The sequence below is a fragment of the Gluconobacter cerinus genome (assembly GCF_002723935.1).
GTDB lineage: Bacteria > Pseudomonadota > Alphaproteobacteria > Acetobacterales > Acetobacteraceae > Gluconobacter > Gluconobacter cerinus.
Map to the genome: position 1 here is coordinate 61,699 of NZ_BEWM01000004.1, position 20,854 is coordinate 82,552.

13 protein-coding genes are annotated in these 20,854 nt (G+C 52.8%); 2 read left to right on the plus strand and 11 right to left on the minus strand.

The features are described from left to right. Nucleotides 1–244: 244 nt before the first annotated feature. From GCE01_RS10215 to GCE01_RS10245, 7 genes are all read right to left on the minus strand, one after another. Entirely contained in the window at nt 245–1,861 is a 1,617-nt protein-coding gene (locus GCE01_RS10215; RefSeq protein WP_099212763.1) for a dihydroxyacetone kinase subunit DhaK, read from the minus strand. Between the two features lie 350 nt (nt 1,862–2,211). After that, complete coding sequence (locus GCE01_RS10220; RefSeq protein WP_099212764.1) at nt 2,212–2,595, minus strand: hypothetical protein; 384 nt, start codon at nt 2,593–2,595, stop codon at nt 2,212–2,214. 176 nt (nt 2,596–2,771) lie between these two features. Further along, nucleotides 2,772–4,847, minus strand: a complete 2,076-nt coding sequence (locus tag GCE01_RS10225; protein WP_099212765.1) for a prolyl oligopeptidase family serine peptidase — start codon at nt 4,845–4,847, stop codon at nt 2,772–2,774. Next, a complete protein-coding gene (locus tag GCE01_RS10230) occupies nt 4,844–6,130 on the minus strand; it encodes a serine hydrolase domain-containing protein (protein WP_099212766.1) in 1,287 nt (428 codons plus the stop codon). Before GCE01_RS10230 ends, GCE01_RS10225 begins: the two co-directional genes overlap by 4 nt. Before the next feature lie 2 nt (nt 6,131–6,132). Continuing rightward, a complete protein-coding gene (locus tag GCE01_RS10235) occupies nt 6,133–7,347 on the minus strand; it encodes an FAD-dependent oxidoreductase (protein WP_099212767.1) in 1,215 nt (404 codons plus the stop codon). Further along, complete coding sequence (locus GCE01_RS10240) at nt 7,344–8,951, minus strand: serine hydrolase (protein WP_099212768.1); 1,608 nt, start codon at nt 8,949–8,951, stop codon at nt 7,344–7,346. The genes GCE01_RS10235 and GCE01_RS10240 overlap by 4 nt, the downstream gene beginning before the upstream one ends. 123 nt (nt 8,952–9,074) lie before the next feature. Continuing rightward, nucleotides 9,075–9,971 carry a LysR family transcriptional regulator gene (locus GCE01_RS10245; RefSeq protein WP_099212769.1) on the minus strand — a complete coding sequence of 299 codons (897 nt, stop codon included), beginning with the start codon at nt 9,969–9,971 and terminating at the stop codon, nt 9,075–9,077. 288 nt (nt 9,972–10,259) lie between these two features. On the opposite strand from GCE01_RS10245, the gene GCE01_RS10250 reads away from it, so the two are divergent. Continuing rightward, a complete protein-coding gene (locus tag GCE01_RS10250) occupies nt 10,260–12,755 on the plus strand; it encodes a TonB-dependent receptor domain-containing protein (RefSeq protein ID WP_145995791.1) in 2,496 nt (831 codons plus the stop codon). A gap of 80 nt (nt 12,756–12,835) precedes the next feature. Further along, entirely contained in the window at nt 12,836–14,752 is a 1,917-nt protein-coding gene (locus tag GCE01_RS10255) for a CocE/NonD family hydrolase (protein ID WP_099212770.1), read from the plus strand. 169 nt (nt 14,753–14,921) lie between these two features. Here GCE01_RS10255 and GCE01_RS10260 read toward each other — a convergent pair whose 3' ends face one another. From GCE01_RS10260 to GCE01_RS10275, 4 genes are read right to left on the minus strand one after another with little or no spacing between them, the layout of a single operon-like run. Continuing rightward, a complete protein-coding gene (locus GCE01_RS10260) occupies nt 14,922–16,373 on the minus strand; it encodes an efflux transporter outer membrane subunit (protein WP_099212771.1) in 1,452 nt (483 codons plus the stop codon). Next, nucleotides 16,366–19,407: an efflux RND transporter permease subunit gene (locus tag GCE01_RS10265; protein WP_174694831.1), complete on the minus strand. Its 3,042-nt coding sequence runs from the start codon at nt 19,405–19,407 to the stop codon at nt 16,366–16,368. The genes GCE01_RS10260 and GCE01_RS10265 overlap by 8 nt, the downstream gene beginning before the upstream one ends. Continuing rightward, complete coding sequence (locus GCE01_RS10270) at nt 19,407–20,531, minus strand: efflux RND transporter periplasmic adaptor subunit (RefSeq protein ID WP_244591175.1); 1,125 nt, start codon at nt 20,529–20,531, stop codon at nt 19,407–19,409. Before GCE01_RS10270 ends, GCE01_RS10265 begins: the two co-directional genes overlap by 1 nt. Beyond that, nucleotides 20,528–20,854, minus strand: a complete 327-nt coding sequence (locus tag GCE01_RS10275) for a DMT family transporter (protein ID WP_099212773.1) — start codon at nt 20,852–20,854, stop codon at nt 20,528–20,530. The genes GCE01_RS10270 and GCE01_RS10275 overlap by 4 nt, the downstream gene beginning before the upstream one ends.

Below are 20,854 nucleotides of genomic sequence, written 5' to 3' on the forward strand. Positions count from 1 at the left end.
TCTTATGGTTATTTATGGCGGCTATGATTATCTTGGTTCGAAAATGATATACGTTTTTTTGTATGGCAATGATATTTAGAATAATTTTTCTCCATTCAAAGAGGGTGAGATGTAGTTTAATTTTGTAAAAACTAGATATGTATTGTGGAAGTGTTGGAATTTCGCAGGATAAAATGCGCGCGTTGTTGGCGATTGGTAAAAATCGTAACAACGCGCAATGAGAATTTTAAAGCGCCACTACTCTTTAAGTGAAATTTGACAGTCCTTCCAGCAGGCGAGCTATGGCTTCCGCTCCTGGGTCAGGGATATTCTTGAGTTGTTCTTTCGGAACATAAGCTGCCCGGCCAGCTCGTGCTGGCATCTTCCGGGTGGCATCAGCACCTTCACGAGCAGCCTTTGCAGCCTGTTGGAGATTTCCAGTTTGAAGTGCCGTTATTGCTGGAAACAACGCATCGAGCATTGTTCTATCTCCTTGAGACGCTCCACCGTATCTGTGCATACGGTCCAGACCTGCCTCAAGCCCGGTGCGCCAATCCTGCTGTTGTCCTGCTGTGGCGAACATGATGGACAACAAAACGCCGCTGGAGCCACCAGCATTGCGCGCGAGAAGCCTGCCTATCGTTTCACAGAGATGTTGGGGAGAAGCGAGGGGAAGGCGCTTGATTTCTTTGAGAATAACGCGGCTCGCCTCAGCGAAAGTTGAGCCTGCATCTCCATCGCCGATCAGAGCATCAAGCGCGTTGAGATCTTTCTCGTTGTCTATGAGAACCTTTGCGCCGTGAGTTATCAGGCTCTCTACATAAGTGTCGGATGAGGGCTCATAGGAGAAAGTTTCAGGCAAGGCTGGAGTTTGCCTTGTCTGTATCCCCTTAAAAGGGGCTAGGCCTGGCCAAGCCCAAGCCTCAACAGCAGATTTCAAGGCCTCGACGAGGTCTTCTCTTACAGGTATGGCGGATAAAGAAAATCCATACATATCCAAGGAAGTCATCATCGGGGCAGGCCCGATAATAAATTCTATGCGGTCTGCAAATGCGGTTCTGGAGAGAGCATCAACTATGGCCTGAGCCTCCAGAACTGGAACTGCGCCCAGCATGTTGACCATAATGATTTGCTTATCATCTGTCAGATTTTTTTCGAGTGTATCTACGGCTTTGTTAACTAAGGCATCTAATTTATCTACAGAGATCCGCTCAGCGCCAGGTTCGCCGTGAATGCCAAGGCCCAGTTCCGCCTCTGAGTCATTTAGCCGCGTTTTATGCTCCACATCGTAAACATTGACGTCTGATAGAGCGAGGCCAATCGATGCTGTTGATTGGATGGCATCAGTGGCAGCCTGTTTTACCTCTTCCAGGCTAGATCCCGTTTCTGCCAGATGGCCCGCGATTTTCTGAACAAGGACTGTCCCAGCAATACCTCGGGCATGAGGTCCGCGGCCAAGTGCGATGTCATCGGCCACAATGACGAGTTCAACGTTCTTTCCAAGAGTGCGGGCCTGTTCTGCGGCAAGGCCGAAATTCAACCTGTCTCCCGTGTAATTCTTAACAATTAGGAGGCATCCTGCTTCGCCTGTAACTTCAAGGATGGCGGCAAGAATGGCATCCACATTGGGGGAGGCGAAGAGCGCACCGCAGACTGCTGCCGTCAGCATGCCTTTGCCAACAAAACCAGCATGGGCTGGCTCATGGCCTGAGCCTCCGCCGGAGATGATAGCCACTTTCGACTTATCCCAGCCCCTTCTGAGAACGACGTGGATATTCTCGTGTCCTTCAAGTCGGCAGAGATGATGACCGACGGATGACCTGAGAAGACCGTCAAGGCCTTCTGTAACAAGAGTGTCGCGGTGATTGTAGAAGCGCTTCATCGTATTTTTCGTCCTCAGAGGATCACTGAGGAAAAGAACGCATCAGTATGCTTTTTAGTTTGATCACCTTCGAGCGAGCCCCTTGAAGCGTTCTGCTATCAATGTTGAATCTGCGGTGTTTGATGACGGATGAGGTTAGAAAAACCTCTATTTTCCTATGAAGACTTTCTGCCTCTGGAATTATAGAGAGACGGAAGAAATGGAATAGAAGATTGAAAGTATTTTTATGTGTACTTGTGGGGAATAATTGTATTTGGTTTCGGGTGCGAGTTTATGAATTCGCACCCTCTGAAATTTCAAGAAATATTGAGAAGGTGTGTAGAATTAGGGTCTATAACTATATCGAAATTTTACTCTTCGGGAATTCCGAACTGATCAGGATAGGGCATAGCATTTCGGCTGAGTTTCTTCTTTTTCCATTCAGCTAGTGCTCTGTTGTACTCGACATGACGAAGCACGAATTGGAGCGCCTCTACGTGCTGTTCATTGCCTGCGTCCATCATATTACGACGCCATCCGGCCGCAATTAGCCAATATTCACCGGCAAGTCGCCAAGATCCGGCCTGATGAAGCGCTACGGCCTGTCGTTCAAGTTCGTGATGCTTGCTATTCGGGTTGGCAAGGGCTTTTGCCGTGATGATAAAGTCGTCGTTTTTCCATAGATACGTCGACTTCATGTAGGGGAACTGCCGCGTAAGAACACCCGGGTCTCCGAAATGTTCTTTGATCAGCATTGGAACCAGCCTGTCATAAGATCTACGCCACTCGCACTGCACAAACTAACCCTTGAAGACCCGGTTGAAGAATGTTGCCTCTATAGCGAATGGGTATATCAAAGTCGATTTTTTCTAGGCGTGCTCATAGTTTGCGTGAAAATATCCAGATAATATCTGTTGTGGGGTAAGCCGCTCTACGGCACCTCAGCGTTTTCGAGATAGTGATCAAAAAATCGAATGGTCCAGCCGTATGCTGTCAACCAGTCTTGCTGCCGAAGAAATTCGTGTCGTTCACCTGGGAATATATGATCCTCGTGCGTTACACTTGACGCAGTTAATGCCTTGGACAGCAACACCGATTGCTCAAATTCCACGTCATGATCGTCATCTCCGTGGACAAGCAGGACCGGCGCGCGCCAGTGCGCGATGTCTGCCAGAGGGGAGGACCGCCATTCCGTTTCATGTTGTTTGCGGTTTTCTTCAGGGGACAGACCGGGATGATCTGGCTCTGTCATGTCATGGACGCCATGGAAGTCTGCACCGGCAGCGAACAATCCACTATCGCGGGCCAGTGCTAATCCGACAAGGTAACCACCCCAGCTTCCGCCCCAGATCCCGATATGCTTCGACGCTACGTCTGGTCTTGCCCGCAGATACTGCGCGGCGGCACGAACGTCCTGGTATTCGCTGGCTCCCGCGCTTCCTATTTTGTCGGCCTCACGAAACGCCTGTCCATAGCCTGTACCGCTGCGATAGTTCACGGACAATACGACGTAACCGTGTGCGGCGAGGGTCTGGTTCATCATGTAGGCGTTGGAATAGTATCCCATGGCATTGAAAGCCGGAATCATCTGCCGATTGGGGCCTCCGTGGACGAATACCAGCGCTGAATGAGGTCCATGCATTTCAGTCGGCGGGAGGAAAAGCTGACCGTGGATGTTGATTCCGTCTTCGCTTCGAAACTGCACACTCTGCGGTGCAACGAAGTTGGTATCTTTAGGGAGTGTCGGCGTTACCGGCACCTTCCATTGTCCCTCGTGGTGAAGGATAGGGTGAGCCGTCTGAGTGGCGCTTGTGACCATCACTGCCAGGTCCTCGCCAGCCATAGCAAGCGAGCCTGCTTCTTCTGTTGCATCCGTCAGAGCGGCTGCATTTCCGTCCAACGGCTTGGACCATACGCGCCAGTGATCGAGCTCCCCGACATTGGAGGTATAGAAAAGCGATTTGCCGTCGGGTGACAGGAGGTAGGACGAAACCTCGGCTTGTTCGGGGGTTAGACATTGTGGCGTTGTGGCGCCAGCAGCAGAAATGGTGCATATCCGAAGCCAGCCGCTTCCCTCCCAAGGAAACAGGATGCGTCCGTCTGGCGTCCATGTAAGATCAAGGTCGTCTGCTGCCCAAAACCTGCTTCCAGGCCCTTTTGGTGGTGTCCAGAGCAGTTGTTCTGCACCGCTTGTCAGGTCGTAGCTATGGAGGGACCAGAACTGGCCGTTTTCTGGATGCGTCAATAATGGAGGTTGCTGTACACGGACGAAAGCAAGATGCTTGCCGTCAGGCGAGAATGTGGGTAGCCGGTCGAACCCTAAACCTGGCGGAATAAAGCTGAGAACGCGGTGCTTCGTGTCCCATAATCCAATCATGCCGTGTGAACCACGATTGATCTCCAATGCGACAAACGTGCCATCCGGGGACCAATGGAGGGCCGTGATCGTTCCGTCCGTAGTCATGACCGCCCGGGCAGAAGAGCCGGTTGCCCCGAGCAGCAGAGTGCCTCCTTGTGCAAAAGCGAGTTGCCGCCCGTCGGGAGAGAACTCTGGAAGATAGCCTTGGCCTGCAATGATGTTTTTTTTGCCATCGCGAACGACATGGACTGTGGCCGTAGGGCGATAGGCGGTATTATCCGGGTTGGGAGCAGGGGCTGTGAGGGCTTCTGGATCGCCGCCTTCTACATAAGCCAGGGCCTTGCCATCCGGTGTGAGCGCCAGGCCCCAAAGGGGGGTTCCGTCATCCTTTAAGTAGGTTGTGGCCTGATGGGGGGCGTTCCCGGCATCCGAGATCATGACGTTACGCACGCCTTTGCGTTGTTCTACCCATGCCAGACGCTGCGCGTGCTTTGCTCCCACCATATTCGTCGCGAATGGCATCGCCATTAGGTTGGAAAGGCGTGACTGCGTCGATGCGTCGTCCTGAGCGTGGGCTGTCCAAGAGGTGCATGAGAGAAGTGACAAGACCAACGCGCATGTGCGGCTATGGGGCATGGTAATCTTCATTGAACCGTTCCTGAAACAGACCCTGCGTTTAAAAGCGCGCTAAAAATTTCTTCTTCGACATTGGTAAAAGACGATATTTTTCCTGGCTTTTCTTTGCCGTCCTCAGGAAAACCATCGGCAATGAACAGATAGCCATCGCGCGTCGCTGGATTGAGCCAGAACCCAGACCTCAGACCGTAGGCATCCCCAAGGTGCCCAACCAGGCCGCCTTGGTAGCCACGCCATGGGGTTGTCGGGTGCCCTGATGGGTCGCGCGCGCCGGTCAACTGGATGGTCGCCAAACCGTAGCTTGCGATGGGATAAGGTCCTTCGCCATTATGACCATCGTAATGCCAGCCCGAATGCAGCATCGTCTGAAGCGACTGGGAGGAAAGGACTTTCACCCCCTGAAGCGTCCCGTTTCCGAACACGAACTGCGACAGACGATAAAGACCATCAAGGGAAATACGGAGGCCACCTTGTGGTGAAAAGATCGTCGCGTTCGTCCCGATCCGATATTGGGCGGAGACTTCTGGAGCGAAATGCGTGTCACTGTCTTTGGCGGCTTCGTAGCCGGTGGTCGTATGATGATAGAGCGTTGCGAGACGTTCAGGATGGGAAAGAAGCGCCGGGTCATAGCCGCCATCAATAGCAAGTGGCGTTAGCACGTGCTTTTGCTGGTAAAGATCAAAGCGCTCTCCGCTCACCCGCTCAATCATGGTGCCGACCAGGCCGTAACACAGATTACAATAGCTGAACCATGATCCCGGCTTCCGTCCGGGCAGGAAGTGGTAGTTTGCGGTTCCCGGGCGGCGGGACGCATCGAAAAATTCTGAAACGGTGTGATCTGCGGGTATTACATAGTCGTCTGCGTCTGCGATGCTTGCCGTATGGCTGAGCAACATGCGTGTTGTAATCGGTGTATCTGGAAAATCAGGGTTCCGCAGCGGGAAGCCAAGGTACTTGGAGGCATCGGCGTCCAAATCGATCCGCCCTTGATCCACCAGTTGCATCAGACCGATCGTCGTAACAAATTTCGAGACAGACGCGATGCGAAACAGGGTATCTGAATGGACGGGGGTGACGTCAGCGCCATTTTTGCGCGCAAAACCGCCCACATATCGGTAGGACACGGCACCATTATGGATGCGCAGTGCGGCGAGTGCTGCCAGCGGGCGGGCCTCCCCATTTGTTAAAGTGTGCGTCAGCAGTGCGTCTGTGGGAGCAGGGGGAACGGCATATGCTGTGCCAGCGCTTGCCATAAGCAGGAATGCAGAAAGTCGACGACGTAGGTGTGCATTCATTTCTAAACTCCATCGGTATGAACGGCGGCGACTAATTGGGCGATCCGCACTGCTGAACCGGCAGCAAGTGTGAAGCCGAGCGCGCCATGACCTACATTGAGCAGAAGGTTGTCACATTTGCTCCGGCCGATAATGGGGACACCCGTGGGAGTGGCAGGTCGTAGACCGGCCCATGGAGAGTCAGGGCTATGATCTGTGCTTGCCTGCGGGAGCGTTTGCCGTACGAGCGCGCGCAGCGATGCGAGACGCTTTGGGTTAAGAGATGTATCTTCCGCCCCGATATCGACCATCGCGGCAACACGTAGTGCGTCGCCAAGGCGTGCATAGACTACTCGGTTGTCGTAGTCGGTAACGCTCACAGACGGTAGCGTCTCGGGTAAGGGGCGGAGTGTAAGGCTGTAACCCTTCAGGCCATAAAGAGGCAGATGGATGCCGAGCGGGGCAGCGAGCTTGCGTGAGTTCAGGCCCGCAGCCAGGACAATCTGATCTGCTTCAAGATGTCGGCCGCCGACAATCAGCATGCACGTGTTGTTCGTGTCAGGTGCGAGCGTGGCTTTTTCCTGAAGGTATTGAAATCCAGGGGCATCCAGAAGAGCTGCCTTCAAGGCCTTGCAAAAGAGGTGGCTGTCCGCGACTTCATCTTCCGGTGAAAAAATGCCTCCTGCAAGATTTGGGGTCAGGTGAGCGAAAGCTGGCTCTATCTCAGCACATTCTGCAGGAGAAAGAGCCCGTTCCAAGGTTGTGTTCTGTATTCCTGATACGGCTTTCCTGAAAACGGCTTCATTCCGATAGAGGACAAGCTTTCCTGGTTGTCGCCAAAGGAAACCTTTCAATCCCTCTTCGCGCCATATTTCCATTTCGGCCTGTCCTTCAAGGCCCAGCTGTAAAAGCACTTTCGCATTTCGACGGTTTGTTGTTCGAGTGCAGGCGGAGAGAAAGGACAGCATCCAGCGCCACTGTTTCGGATCGGCCCGAAGACGAAGGGAGACCGGAGAGCCGGATTTCAGCATCCAGCGCAGGGCCTGACGCGGAATACCAGCATCAGCCAGAGGAGTGACGTAGCGGTAGCTGAGCTGACCGCCATTGGCATAACTTGCTCCCAAGCCGACATCTGCGTTCTGTTCGATCAGAGTTACACGATGGCCCGCTCGGATGAGGGCATAAGCCGTCGAAAGCCCGATGACGCCACCGCCGATAACCGCAATATGCTGTTTCACAGGTGAGCCTCTCCGTGCGCTGTCTCTACTTTACGGGGGTGGAGGTCCTGTGCATCGAAACTGAAATCAGACCCTAAAAGCTGCATCTTCATACCCGTCACTTTGCCCGTGACGTCGCGTTCAAACTGGACATACGCGTCATCTTCGCTGTCTTCGTCTCGGTTGTCCCAGCGTACGACGAACAGGTCATGCGGAAGAGCCTTTAGGGTCCCCGCCAGGCCATCAGCCTTGGAAAATGTTAGCCGCAGGTCTTGACCGCGCTCAGTCACGGAGATCGGTCCGCGCCAGTGATCCAGATAGTCGCCCATATAGTCCTTTCGCTGTGACGTCTGGAGTGTCACGAAAGGACGAGCAGGCGATCCGGGGCCGGTGGAGATCGCAACTGCGCTATCGTGCGCTTTTGCTTCGTCTTCCTTGTGTTTCCAGTAACTGATCCAGTCAGCACTGTGACCGGTTGCGATGCGCGCGCTTAACGTGGTCGCCAGGGCGTAGGTTGCATTGTGGTCATCATGATTGGTCAGGATCACGACGGCACTTTTTAGTTCCGGCAGGAACGTGACGTAACTAACCATCCCTCCGATCGTACCGGTATGCCAGACGCGCTTGTGCCCGAAGAAGTCCTCCATGAACCACCCGTAGCCATAGGCGCGAAAATGCGTTCCGGTTAAAGCCGCCATGTCCGGCAAGGGAAGGAGAGCATGGGGCGTCCAAAGCGTGTCGCGGCTCTCGCGACTGAAAATGCGCTTTCCCTCTGGCGTTTGTCCTCCTCCGAGATAGATCTGGGCCCAACGCGCCATTCCTTCTGCGCTACACCAGATGCTGCCTGCCGGACCGACTGCTGGAAAACGGCGCGCTGCTTTTTCGGGGAGGGGGGCGTGATCCCCTTGGCCGGTCGCAACGTCTGTCTCGCCCTTATATGGTGGTGTTGACTGACATGCTGCCAGCCCGGATGCCTCGATGAGGCGGGTCTGAACGACATCTTCCCAGCTATGGCCTGTTACCCGTTCCACAAGCGCCCCAGCCACCACGTAGAGCAGATTGTTGTAGGCGTACTCCTTCCGGAAAGGAGCCGTAAAAGGCATATATGCAAGCCCGGCCAAAACGTCTTTGCGAGTGAATGTGCTGTGGGAGAAAAGCATCAGGTCTCCCGCGCCGAGACCTATGCCGCTATGGTGAGTCAGCAGATCCGAGACACGGAAATCGCGTGTGATCCATGGGTCCGAAACACGAAATTCCGGCAGGTGATCAATCACGCGATCATCCCACTTCAGCTTCCCGGTATCTACAAGCTGTGCCAGAGCGGTGGCCGTAAATTCCTTTGTATTTGACCCAACGGCGAACAGAGTGTGGTTATCTACAGGCGCGCTATGGACATCCTCCGCGCGGCGTCCGTAACCGCGGTTGAAAACGATTTTTCCATCCTGCACGACAGCAACAGCAATACCCGGCACGTCAAAAGCCTTACGTGCCTGCTCTACAGTTGCATCGATATATGGAGCCGTTAACCCAGATGGTAGCTCTGCGGCTTGAACTCTATATGCCGGACGGAGCATCAGTGCCCCTGCGAGAAGAGCAGTTCCATACAGGGCGCGACGCTTGTTCATAACTGCTCGAAAACTCTCATCTTATATTGGTCCAGAAACGAACCTCTGTGTCAGATAAGAGAAATAAAGCATGGAATCAGGGGAGTGTCCCGTGACGAGATATACGTAGGTGATAACCTGAAGCTAAACCATTGCTTCCAAATCCTGCAGATCTTTGTCGAGTTCGTGCCTTAAAAGGCCGAGAATATCGCGCGAAATATGTGAAAGAGCATAATCCGCACGGTAAAGGACTGTGCATTTGATGCTGAGAGGGGGAGAGAGTGTGCAAGGGCGAGGAAGCCCCGGATGATGAAGGACTGTCAGGGCATCTACGATAGCGCAACCAACGCCTAATCGAACGAGTTCTGCCGCCATGAAATGCGTCCGCACTCGAATGGCTGGGGTCGCGGATATGCCTGCTTCGTCAAGTGCCATATCAAGCAGGTCAGCAGTCGGATCTTTCTCGGACAAGCCGAGATAACGGTTCTGATCAATATCCGTCAGTGCTACGGGGCCTTGATCCTTCTCTTTATCAATCAGGACCAAGGGAATGTCGCCAATGTGCTGGGCCGTCAGGCCTTCTCGTGAGTAGTTGCCAAATACAACGCCAAGATCGAGATCATGGTTGAAAATTCGCGAGACGATCTCTGAACCATGCAGTGCATCAATCGTGACCTCTGTATCGGGATGATCAGCACAATAACTGCGGACCACACGGGGGATGAGGCTCAGGCCCAGGCTTGGCACGCACCCGATACTGATGGAATGCCCTGCCCGGGCATAGCGCAGATTATGGGTGAGGCGCCGCAGGTCAGAAAGTTTGCCGAAAATGGCGTTCACATGAGGAAGCATGATCTGCGCTTCCCGTGTGGGGACAAGTCGACCACCTTTGCGCTCGAATAATGCGAAGCCAAGAGAATGCTCAGCATAACGGAGAACCTTGCTGGCAGCCGGCTGCGAAACATTCAGGACTTCTGCGGCTTTTCGGAGCGATCCCGTCGTCATGATCGCATAGAAGACTTCGATCTGACGTAATCTCACAGTGCATATTCTCCTGAGCGCAAACGAGTAACGGTATTAACCCACCTAATGGGAAGAGGGCCTTCATATCCCTCTTACAGTCATTTGGAAAATATTGCGCGAGGGGGGCATTTTTTGATTGGAAAGGCTTAATGCTCGTATCTCGTGGGTATTTTTCGGTCTTGCGAAGCCTCGATGATGACGACGAGTTAACCTCAGTCTATCAGCTACGAAAATAAAGCAATATGGACGCGCAACATATCGGACACGTAACGTAACTTAATCAAAGTCTTTCCAGGAGTGCGGCGGATGTGTGTTGTGAAAACGTCAGGTAAGCTGAGAAGAAGATCTCGTTATCTGTTCACGACGAGCATCCTCAGCATGGCTGTTGCAAGTGTGGTGTCTACGGGAGCGGATGCTGCAACGAAGTCGCACCATCCTACGAAGGCCCGTCCTTCTTCGCCGCGAGCCGTATCCCAGGTTGCTTCAAAGCCCCAGCGACATCATACGGTTGAAGGTGCTGATCCGGAATCGATTTCGGTTAGTGTGTCCCGTGTACGGAGTCACGGGCCTGAAGTTGCTGTCACGCGTAAAGTCATGGACAGGTTTGTTGAAGGCACAAACCCCATGCAGATCCTCGCGATGACTACGCCGGGTGCGAATTTCACCTCGACCGACGCCTTTGGTCTCGATACCTACGGCAACACGTTCTATGTGCGCGGATTTACCCAGATGCAGATCGGCGCAACGCTTGATGGCATACCATTGGGGACGCAGGGTTTCGCCAATAATAACGGTGTCTCAATCACTCAGGCGATGATCCAGGATGATGTTGGCGGCATGACAATGTCGCAGGGCGCCGGGGCGCTGGATTCATTTTCTGCTCAGAACCTTGGCGGCGCCATGACGTACACGTCCTCTGATCCGAAGGACAAGGCAGGCGGCAAGATCAGCCAGACGTTTGGTAGCTACAATGCCTACCGAACGTATGTTCGTGCAGACAGCGGTATCCTGAACTCTACGGGCACAAAATTCTATGCCTCTTTTGCGCGCACTGACACGGACATGTGGAAAGGGGCAGGGGGACAAAGCGAATTACAGGCTGATGCCAAGATTGTTCAGCCTGTGGGCGAGCATGGAAAGCTCACGGGGTTCTTCGGTTATGGCAATTTCCAGCAGATGAATTATCTGACGCTCACCAAAAACATGTGGCGGCAGATGGGACGCGATACGACCTATCTGAAGCCGGACTACGAGAAGGCCAAACAGTGGGCCTATTACGCTCAGTACACTTCGGATGTTCCTCCAGGTTATGAGGGGAAACTGTCCAATGATGAGATTGGTGATTATGCTTGGGACGCCTCCCAGGTGCAGAGAACCTATCTTTCGGCCGTGACGGGTCATTTCGATCTCTCCGAAAAAATTCACTCGGACACGGTTGCTTATGGAAATGTCAGCAGTGGTCTGTATGGAGGAACCAATAACTTTGTGACATCGCCGAGCTATGGCACGCCCTCGTTGCAGGCGGACGGGTCGGTCACGGGGGTTCCCATGGCGCTGGGCATGTCACATGCCGATATGCGACGACTGGGGTTCACGCAGAAGTTCTCGTATGAAGCCCCGCATGACAACTATATTGAAAGTGGCGTCTGGTATGAAAATAGCCGCTGGATATATGATTCCATGCTCTATGAAGACGGTCTGACAACTGGTCATAATCCGCTGTCCGGGTTCAAAAAAGGGACCGGCAGCACATGGTATAATGACGCCTATAATACCAACACGTTTCAGTTCTTCCTCCAGGATCGCTGGAAGATCATGCCTGGCATGACGCTGCTTGCCGGTTTCAAGTCACTGACACAAACGACCCATGGCGGTACAAAAAACGATTATACAGATCAACTCGCTGCTGAAGGGTGGAACACGTATTATCGTCATGCAGCAAGTGGTACGCTGACAGCGTCAGGTGCATTCCTGCCTCATTTCAATTTTGATTATCATTTCCTCGATCATCATGAAATTTACTGGGATATCGCCGAAAACCTGCGTGCCTACGACTACTATTCACAGACGTCCAGCGCGACGCCGTGGGGTGGTCTGGGCAATTCGTCTCAGTCTGCTCAATCCGTGTTCGATGCGAATAAAAAGGTCATCAAGCCTGAGAGAACTTGGAATTATATCGTGGGATATCGATATGATTCCCGCTTTTTCTCGGGGAGTGCAGATTTTTACCATACCGATTACTATAATCGACTGGCATCTATCACGGAGGGTAGCACTGCGACCGCACACAGCGCTTATCTGAACGTTGGGCGGGAGACCATGAATGGTGCTGACGCAGTCGCCACGATCCGCCCGTTTCGTGGGCTGGAAATTACGAACAGCTTTAGCTGGAACGACGCCGAGTATCAGACGTCTTCAATTAATTATAGCGGGCGCACATATAGCCTGAAGGGTAAGCACCAAGTCTATTATCCAAAATTCATGTATAAGGCGAATTTGAATTATACATGGCGTCAGGCAATGTTTAACTTCAACGTCAATTACGTTGGTGCGCGTCCGATGACCTACCTCAACGACCAGTATGTTCCCTCTTATTGGCAGGCAAATCTTAATCTGGCTTATAATTTCGGCAAAGTTGGCTTTGCACAGAATTTAAAAGCCACCTTCGGTATCACCAACCTGTTTGACACTAACTACATCGGCGGAATTTACGGGGCGGCATCAGTCTCAGGCGACAATAACGCCAATCTCTTCGTCGCAGCGCCGCGTCAATATTTCGGCACAGTCTCTGCTGAGTTCTGACGTGACATGATGGTGCGGTGCAATCGGGTGTAATATACATGCCACCTGCACCGTGCGCGTCCTTTATTCTTGGAACGATTATGAAAAAAATTCTTATGGTGTCGGCTTGTGTGCTGGCTTTCTCGCAGTCTGCTCTGGCCCAGCAGGCTGACGGCTCAGTTTACACGGACATGCCGGCTGAATTTCATATTTCCGATGCCAGTTTCGATTATACGCGTCGAGACGTCATGATTCCGATGCGGGACGGCGTGAAACTACACACCGTTATCCTGGTTCCAAAAGGCGCGCAAAACGCTGGAATGCTGATGACGCGTACTCCTTACAATGCTGCGCATATGGCATCGCTCGGCTCAAGCAATCATTTGGCGTCGATCCTGCCCGGTTATGACAATATGCCGGATGTCATAACCGAAGGGGGCTATATTCGGGTTCTTCAGGACATTCGTGGAAAATACGGTTCTGAAGGTGCTTTTGTCATGAACCGCCCGATGCGGGGCCCACTGAACGGCACGGACGTCGATGAGAGTACCGATACCTGGGATACTATCGAATGGCTGACACATAACGTTCCGCAGAGTAATGGGAAGGTCGGCATTCTCGGTGTATCCTATGACGGATACACGGCTATCACAGCTCTGTTCCATCCTCATCCCGCATTGAAGGTGTCTGTGCCGATGAACCCGATGGTTGATGGTTGGATGGGGGACGACTGGTTCCATAACGGTGCGTTTCGTGAAGAAATGCTGCCCTACATTTACGATCAGGGAGCTACTCGGAAAAACACTGTCGAATGGTGGAACAGCGCTTATGATTCATACACGCTCTTCCTGAACGGTGTTTCCGCTGGGGCTGTTGGTAAGTCACGCGGTATGGATCAAATTGGCTTTTTCAAGCAGATACTGGCTCATCCCGCGTATGATTCATGGTGGCAGTTGCAGGCCCTAGACCGACTTCTGCCTAAAGAGGGTCTGAAAGTTCCGACGATGCTGGTTCACAGCCTCTGGGATCAGGAAGACAACTATGGCGCCATCGCGATGTACGACGCGTTGCGTAAGAATTCCGATGCACGATCCAATCTTTGGCTGGCAATGGGCCCGTGGAATCACGGGGGCGAAATTCATGCCGCCAGTACGCTGGGGGTAGTGGATCTTCATTCCGATACCGGACTTTACTTTCGGAAACATGTCCTGAGTCCGTTTCTTGCGCATTATCTCAAGGATGGAACAGTCCCGTTACCCGCGCGTGTGACGGCTTATCGGTCAGGCGAGAACGAGTGGGAGACTATGGATGCTCTTCCTTCGCCAGATTGTGACAGCCGATGCTCGATCCTGCATTTCCAGCCTGATCATGGACTTGGCTTTGGCAAGCCTCCGGTTAATGCGGGGCAACTGAGTTATGTTTCTGATCCTGAACATCCGGTGTCCTATGTTTCCCGTCCTGTCATCTCAAAAGGGCAGGCAGGCTCCGAGTGGCGCTGGTGGTTGGCGACGGATCAACGTAACGCTGCTGCGCGATCCGATGTTCTGTCTCTGACGTCTGACGTTCTGACGAAGCCATTCACGATAACGGGTCAGCCGTTGATGCATCTGACTGCCGCCACGACAGGAACGGACGGCGATTTTGTTGTGAAGCTGATTGACGTGTACCCAGATGAAGTGGCTCAACAGCCTGCCATGGGCGGCTACCAGCTCATGGTTTCTGGAAATATTCTTCGCGGGCGGTATCGGAAAAGTTTTGAGCACCCCGAAGCGATCCCTGCGAATGTGAAGCAGGTCTATCCAGTGCGCTTGCCGATGGTGAATCATACGTTCCTACCGGGACACCGGATCATGATACAGGTCCAGTCGAGTTGGTTTCCGCTGTATGATCGAAACCCTCAGACTTATGTAGAAAACATCATGCTTGCGCCCAAAGAGGCTTATAAGCCAGCGACGATTTCGGTGGATGTTGCGGGGAGCTGGTTGGAGCTCCATGGCGGCACAAAACCAGCCTTGTGAATGACAGAATGCTATTCCCCTGTCGCTAAAGCAGGGGAGTAGCGTCTATGCATCTACACAAGAGCAACGAGTACTTCTGAAGCGCGACATGTCTGACACCGCGATATTTCTTGATGTGATCATCGCAGGGTAACATTTTTAGTAATATTAAATTGCCCTGATTTCAATTCTATTGACCTAATGCTGTTGTGAGATCTACTGCATTGATGAGTCGTGCAGTTAGTGTTCCTGTACGGTCATTCTGAAATTCTATATTTGAAATCTTTGACGTGAATAGATCTTTCTGAGCAATCTCTCCGCGGTGATACAGTTTTTCAAGAATTTGACTCTTTTCTTCTTTTTCTTCGGAGAGAGAATTCTGGCTTTTGTGCCGTTTTTGTAGAAGTGTGCGGTTTGCCAGAAGATTTTCGACCTCGACCCATGCGTTTAAAACAGTACTCTGGTAATAAAGTCCTGCGCTGCGCTGCTCGGAGTGACGGAGTTCCAGCTGTCGAGAGAGGCGTCCGCCATTAAAGATAGGAAGGGAGAGGGTTGGGCCAAAGGATGTATTCCGTGCATTCCATCCGAGTTCTGCAATTGTCAGGGCATCCAGGCTGAATTGGCCCGTGAGCGTGAGCTGCGGGTAGAAGTCGGCCTTTGCCATACCGATCGCTGCTGTTGCTGCGTGAAGGCGTGCTTCTGCCGCACGGATATCAGGGCGCTTACGCACCATTTCCGAAGGAACACCAGCAGAAATTTCTGGAATTTTGATATCATGCAATGAGGCCTTGGCGTCGAGCTCTGGCATTGCGACATCGGGTCTGCCTGCCACAAGGGTGCTCAACGCCCGATAAAGCGAGGCTTTTTGCGCAGTCAGTTTGTCGCGTTCAGCCTGGGCGGTGCGGCAAAAGGTATTTTGTTCATCAAGGTCGATAGTTGCGAGAAGCCCATGTGCACGCACTGTCTGAGTGATTGAGAGTAATTTTTGTGCGATTTTGAGTGTTTCTTCTGACCGTCCGAGGCGCTCGTTCGTGTCGAGCCATTGGAAATAGGTTCGAGCAATTTCAGCCTGATTGGAAAGGCGCATCGCATCTGCGTCGGCTTTCACGGCTAAAAGCTCAGATGCAGCGGCTTCCTGCAAGCGCCGTTGGTGGCCCCACAGATCAAGTTCCCACGACGCTACGGCACCAATGTTATAGTTGTTGTAGGACACACCTTCAGGCTCATTGCCCGTAGTGCTGGAAGAGAGACCAAGAAGTGGTTGAAGAACCTGCCCGATCCCCGCTGTTGCAAGCCGTTCACGGCTGTAGGCTGCCTGTCCATTGAGTGTAGGAAGACTTTCCGCAGATGCGGCGCCACGCTGTATTCGGGCAGCTCTGATCCGCTCGCGGGACATGGCGATGTCTGGGTTGCCGCTTTCGGAACGACGGATCAGGGTATTTAAGCAGGGACTATTAAAAACAGTCCACCATTGAGGTCCCGCTTGCTGATCGCTCGGGGGAGGAGCCGCGTTTTGCCAATGGTCAGCCAAAACCGGCTTCGGGCTGACGAAATTGGGTCCCATGGTACATCCGTCCAAGCCAATGATAGCAGCACACAGGACGATAAACGCTGCTTTTGATCCAAAATGTGGTCTAGGCATGAAGTGAACCGTTAGATGATGACGGTGAGCGATCAAACAGAAGCGCATAAAACGCAGGAAGGGCGACAAGCGTCAGCAGAGTACCGCCGATAAGGCCGCTAATCATGACAATGGCCATAGGCCCCCAGAACACGTTGAAGCTTAAAGGGATGAAGGCCAGAACAGCTGCTATGGCTGTCAGGCAGACCGGTCGTGCACGCAGTAGCGTCGCTTTGATGATTGCATCATGGAGCGAAGTCTCGTGGGTATGGTTGGCCTGGATCTGATCAACGAGAAGGATCGTGTTCCGCATGATCATGCCCGCGAGAGCAATCAGCCCAAGCAAAGCGACAAATCCGAAGGGCGCACCAGATATCAAGAGGCCAGCCACCATGCCGATGACGCCGAGCGGAGCTGAAAAGATGACCAGTAGAGAACGGCTGAAACTCTGTAACTGAAGCATCAGGAACAAGAGCATCAGGCCGCCTGTGACCGGTAACAGCGCGAAGATTGCGTCATTTGCCGTTGATGAGAGTTCTGCATCTCCACCGATTTCAATGCGATAACCTGCCGGAAGTCTTTTTTGGAGCGCATTCATCGCGGGAGCCGCAAGCTGCAGGACGCGAGAAGGCTGTATATTTCCAGTCACACCGGACTGAACGGTCATGCAGAGTTCACCATTTCTCTGCCATATGATCGGAAAGGCGCTTGTCACCTGTATTGTTCCAAGCTGACCAAGGGGAAGAATTCCAGCGCCTGTCATGATTGGCATGGATTGCCACTGCCCTGGATCGGAACGCATGTCTTGCGCTGCGCGTACAATCACGGGGATGGCATGGTGATCTTTAGAAATGTCTCCTGCGTTTTCACCAGAAATACTTGCTTGGAGCTGCGCAGCAAGATTGGCACGGTCTATTTGGAAGCGTGCCAGTTTGTCAGGATCCGCTTCCAGCGTCAGGGTCGGAGCTTTGCTGCCCCAGTCGGATTGTACTGAGACTGCTACGCCAGTCGCAGCGACGATTGCGTTTACTTCATGGGCGATTGTAAGCAGCTTGTCTGCGGCAGGGCCTATGATGCGGTACTGTACAGGGAAATCGGCTGTAGGGCCTAAGGACAGGCGCTGCACATGGAGGTGTACGGCGATAGGAACCGGAATTGTCGTAATCTGACGAGCGAGCTCTTCCCGGGCATTCAGATCTTTCGCGACCAAAAGCAGGGTCGCATGTGCGGCACTGGGGGTAGCGGGAGCGTATGGAAGATAAAAGCGGGGCGCACCGTCTCCGATATGCGCTTCCATGTGACGCAGTGAGGAGAGACCGGCGAGATGACGCTCCAGAAAGCCGACGGCCTGATCTGTTTCTTTGATGGATGTACCGGGGGGCATTGCGACGTCCACAATGAGTTCCGGACGATCAGACTGTGGGAAAAACTGCTGATCAACGAAGAAAAAACCACCACATGCCAGGGCAAGAAGACTAATCGTTCCTGCCGCTACCGCTTTTTTATAGTTCAGAACGAATAAGAGGACTTTCTGGAGCTTTGCTGCTCCCGGAGAAATCTGCGGAATATCGTTTGCTGTATGTTTTGGTTCTGGCAGAAGGTGAACACCTAGAAACGGAATAAAGACAACCGCGACGATCCAGCTGAACAGGAGCGCCGCACCGCTCACCCAGAAAATTTCACCGGCATATTCGCCAGTCGTGGATGTGGCCAGGCCGACAGGCAGAAAGCTGACAACAGTCAAAAGCGTACCTGTCAGCATGGGGAAGGCCGTGTGTGTCCAGGCAAAAGAGGCTGCTTCTTCCCGGTTGCTCCCCTGTTCCAGTTGCACCACCATGGCCTCAATGCTGATGATGGCGTCATCGACCAGAAGACCCAGAGAAAGAATGAGGGCGCCAAGCGAGATGCGATCCAGCCCGATATGCTTCATGCCCATGTAAAGGCTGACGCCAGCGAGTGTCAGGGGAACGGAGCAGGCGACAATGATGCCGGATCTCCATCCCAGGCTTACGAAAGCCACCAGAAGAACAACGATGAGCGCGACCGCAAATTTTATTAGAAACGTGTTTACAGCCTCTCCAATCACAAGGCTTTGGTCTTCAACCTGCGTCAATTTCATGCCCGCAGGGAGATCAAATGCGCTTGTGACTTTGCGGAGTGAGGCACCAAGGGTAAGGCCGTCTCCGCCTGAAGACATCGCGACAGCAATGATGACTGCTGGCTTTTCTCCGTACCGGATCAGGGAGGGGGCAGGGCTTGCATAATCGCGGCTAACCTGTGCGACGTCCTTGACCCGTACCGAGCCAGCCTGGCCAGCTATGGGCGTATCTTCGACAGATTTCAGGCTTTCCAGGTTCCCGGAAATGCTCAGTGGAACGGTCGTTGTAAAGTCTACTGACCCGGCAGCCCCTAAAACTGATCGTTGCCGGAGCGACCGTGCGATATCCTCAAGAACTAGTCCTCGGGCAGCAATTTTTTGTAGATCAAGGTCAACATTGATCTGCTGGGGAACTTCGCCACTGATCTGAACTTTTCCAACGCCGTGGACGCGTTGAAATGCTCTCTTCAATGTTTCTGCCGTTTTAATAAGTGTCGCATTCTCTGCGCCGGTCAGGGCAAAAACATACCCGTAGACATCTGCATAGTCATCATTGGCTGCTAGCGTAACATTTTCTGGAAGGTCGGGTGTGAGGTCCGTCAGTCTATTGCGAATTTGTTGCCAAATTGCTGGAACCTTTTCTTTGTGCTCATCGTCTCTCAGGTAAACTTGCGTGACACAGGCTGATGATACGCAATAGGTGCTCAGAATATCGATGGCTTCAATGTTTCGCAGGCTCTGTTCCAGCGGCTCTGCAACGTGTCGCTGCATTTTTTCAGCACTGGCACCTGGCCACTGTGCCGAAACAATCATGTTTTTAAGGGTAAATGCTGGGTCTTCTGCGCGCCCTAGGTTCAGAAAGCCGTACCCGCCAGCCATGAAAAGGCCGACCATCATGAAAATGATCAAAGCTGGATGGCCGACAGCCCACCGGGAGACGTTGAAACGGTCCATCATTAGCGTTCACTTGTAATGCTGGAAATATGAACGCGTTCTCCTGCTTGGAGTGAGTCTACGCCGCTGGTGACAATCCGTGTTTGTGGCTTTAGGCCGTCAATAAGGGCATCTGCCCCTCTTAATCCAATGATGATGACAGATGTCTGAACAAGCTGTGGGGTTTTTTCTTCTGTGAGGCTCCAAAGATGCGCGTGGTTCTGATCATCCGAGATAAGTGCTGTGAGAGGAACGCGAACTGCGTGTGGCTGAACGGGAGGAGCCAACGCAACAGTGACGAGACTGCCTAAGGGCACAGGAAGAGAATGATCCGGCCGGATGTAGACCTCCTGCATTTGGGAGGTCTCATCAATAGGGCCAAGTTCTCTGACTGTGGCATGCACAAATTGAGCGTGTTGATCTGATTGATCGGTAACTTCAGCCGCATCACCGACCTTAAAGTGAGACCGGGCAGGCACCTTGATGTGAATATCGGGCACTCCGGCTGCTAGTCGTAAGACTTCAGTTCCTGCATCTTCAAGACGCCCGGCTACGCCTGAAACGCTAATGACCCACCCATCTTCCGGCGCGCGTATATCTGCTTCTGCTAACTGGATTTGAGCTTGATGCAACGCGGCTATGGAGGCTCTGTATTTTCCTTGAGCGGCCTCAGCTAAAGCGGCACGTTCTTCCAAAGTGCCGGTTGAAATCCCCCCCGCAACATCCAAGCCCTGACTTCTTCTGAGCGTGGACACAGCTTGCTTCGCGTCCGCACGCGAGGCGTCGACTTCGCCTTGGGCCTGCGCTACCGCTTCCAGTAAGAGCCTGTTTTCCAGGCTAACCAGTACATCTCCTTGGTGCACATACTGGCCGTTAACAACTTTTATCGTTGCTATCCGGCCTGCTTGGCTTGGGCCCAATGGGATCGGGCGCCTTGTTTGGTACGCGCCAATGAAGGACTGAGCTTCCAAATCGGCAGCCTGTACTCGCATCGTTTGCACGGAAGGAGACGTTGATGGGGGCGCTGATGTATTGGCCGGTTTGCACCCTGCAAGCCAGAGAGCTGGTATTGTTGCTATGACCCGAGCCATGCGAGGAAAACGACAACGAGCAAGCAGCGTATTTTCCAAGAGAGAAAGGTGGGTCATCCTGTCACCCGCGCACGCGCTATTACCGAAATTCCTAGTAAAATAAGAACAATGCCAATAATTTGGGATGAATCCAGTCCTTCACGGAAGTAGATCCAGCCAGCAAGATTCGCCATGACAATAGCAAGTCCGGCTGATCCTGCGTAAACTGTTCCCATAGGGACAAGTCGAAGAGAGAGTGAGAGAAATGTAAATGACGAAACGTATCCTATAACCATAATGGCCGTAGGAATTATCTTGGTGAAGTCATCCGTTTCTTTTTGAGCCGTGGTCGCCGCGACTTCAGAAAGAACCGTAATGAAAATATAGAGATACCCAAGCAT

Coding starts and splice junctions, on each gene's coding strand:
- GCE01_RS10215 (WP_099212763.1), bottom strand. CDS start 1,861: ATGAAGCGCTTCTACAATCACCGCGACACTCTTGTTACAGAAGGCCTT.
- GCE01_RS10220 (WP_099212764.1), bottom strand. CDS start 2,595: ATGCTGATCAAAGAACATTTCGGAGACCCGGGTGTTCTTACGCGGCAG.
- GCE01_RS10225 (WP_099212765.1), bottom strand. CDS start 4,847: ATGAAGATTACCATGCCCCATAGCCGCACATGCGCGTTGGTCTTGTCA.
- GCE01_RS10230 (WP_099212766.1), bottom strand. CDS start 6,130: ATGAATGCACACCTACGTCGTCGACTTTCTGCATTCCTGCTTATGGCA.
- GCE01_RS10240 (WP_099212768.1), bottom strand. CDS start 8,951: ATGAACAAGCGTCGCGCCCTGTATGGAACTGCTCTTCTCGCAGGGGCA.
- GCE01_RS10250 (WP_145995791.1), top strand. CDS start 10,260: ATGTGTGTTGTGAAAACGTCAGGTAAGCTGAGAAGAAGATCTCGTTAT.
- GCE01_RS10255 (WP_099212770.1), top strand. CDS start 12,836: ATGAAAAAAATTCTTATGGTGTCGGCTTGTGTGCTGGCTTTCTCGCAG.
- GCE01_RS10260 (WP_099212771.1), bottom strand. CDS start 16,373: ATGCCTAGACCACATTTTGGATCAAAAGCAGCGTTTATCGTCCTGTGT.
- GCE01_RS10265 (WP_174694831.1), bottom strand. CDS start 19,407: ATGATGGACCGTTTCAACGTCTCCCGGTGGGCTGTCGGCCATCCAGCT.
- GCE01_RS10270 (WP_244591175.1), bottom strand. CDS start 20,531: ATGACCCACCTTTCTCTCTTGGAAAATACGCTGCTTGCTCGTTGTCGT.
- GCE01_RS10275 (WP_099212773.1), bottom strand. CDS start 20,854: ATGCTTGGGTATCTCTATATTTTCATTACGGTTCTTTCTGAAGTCGCG.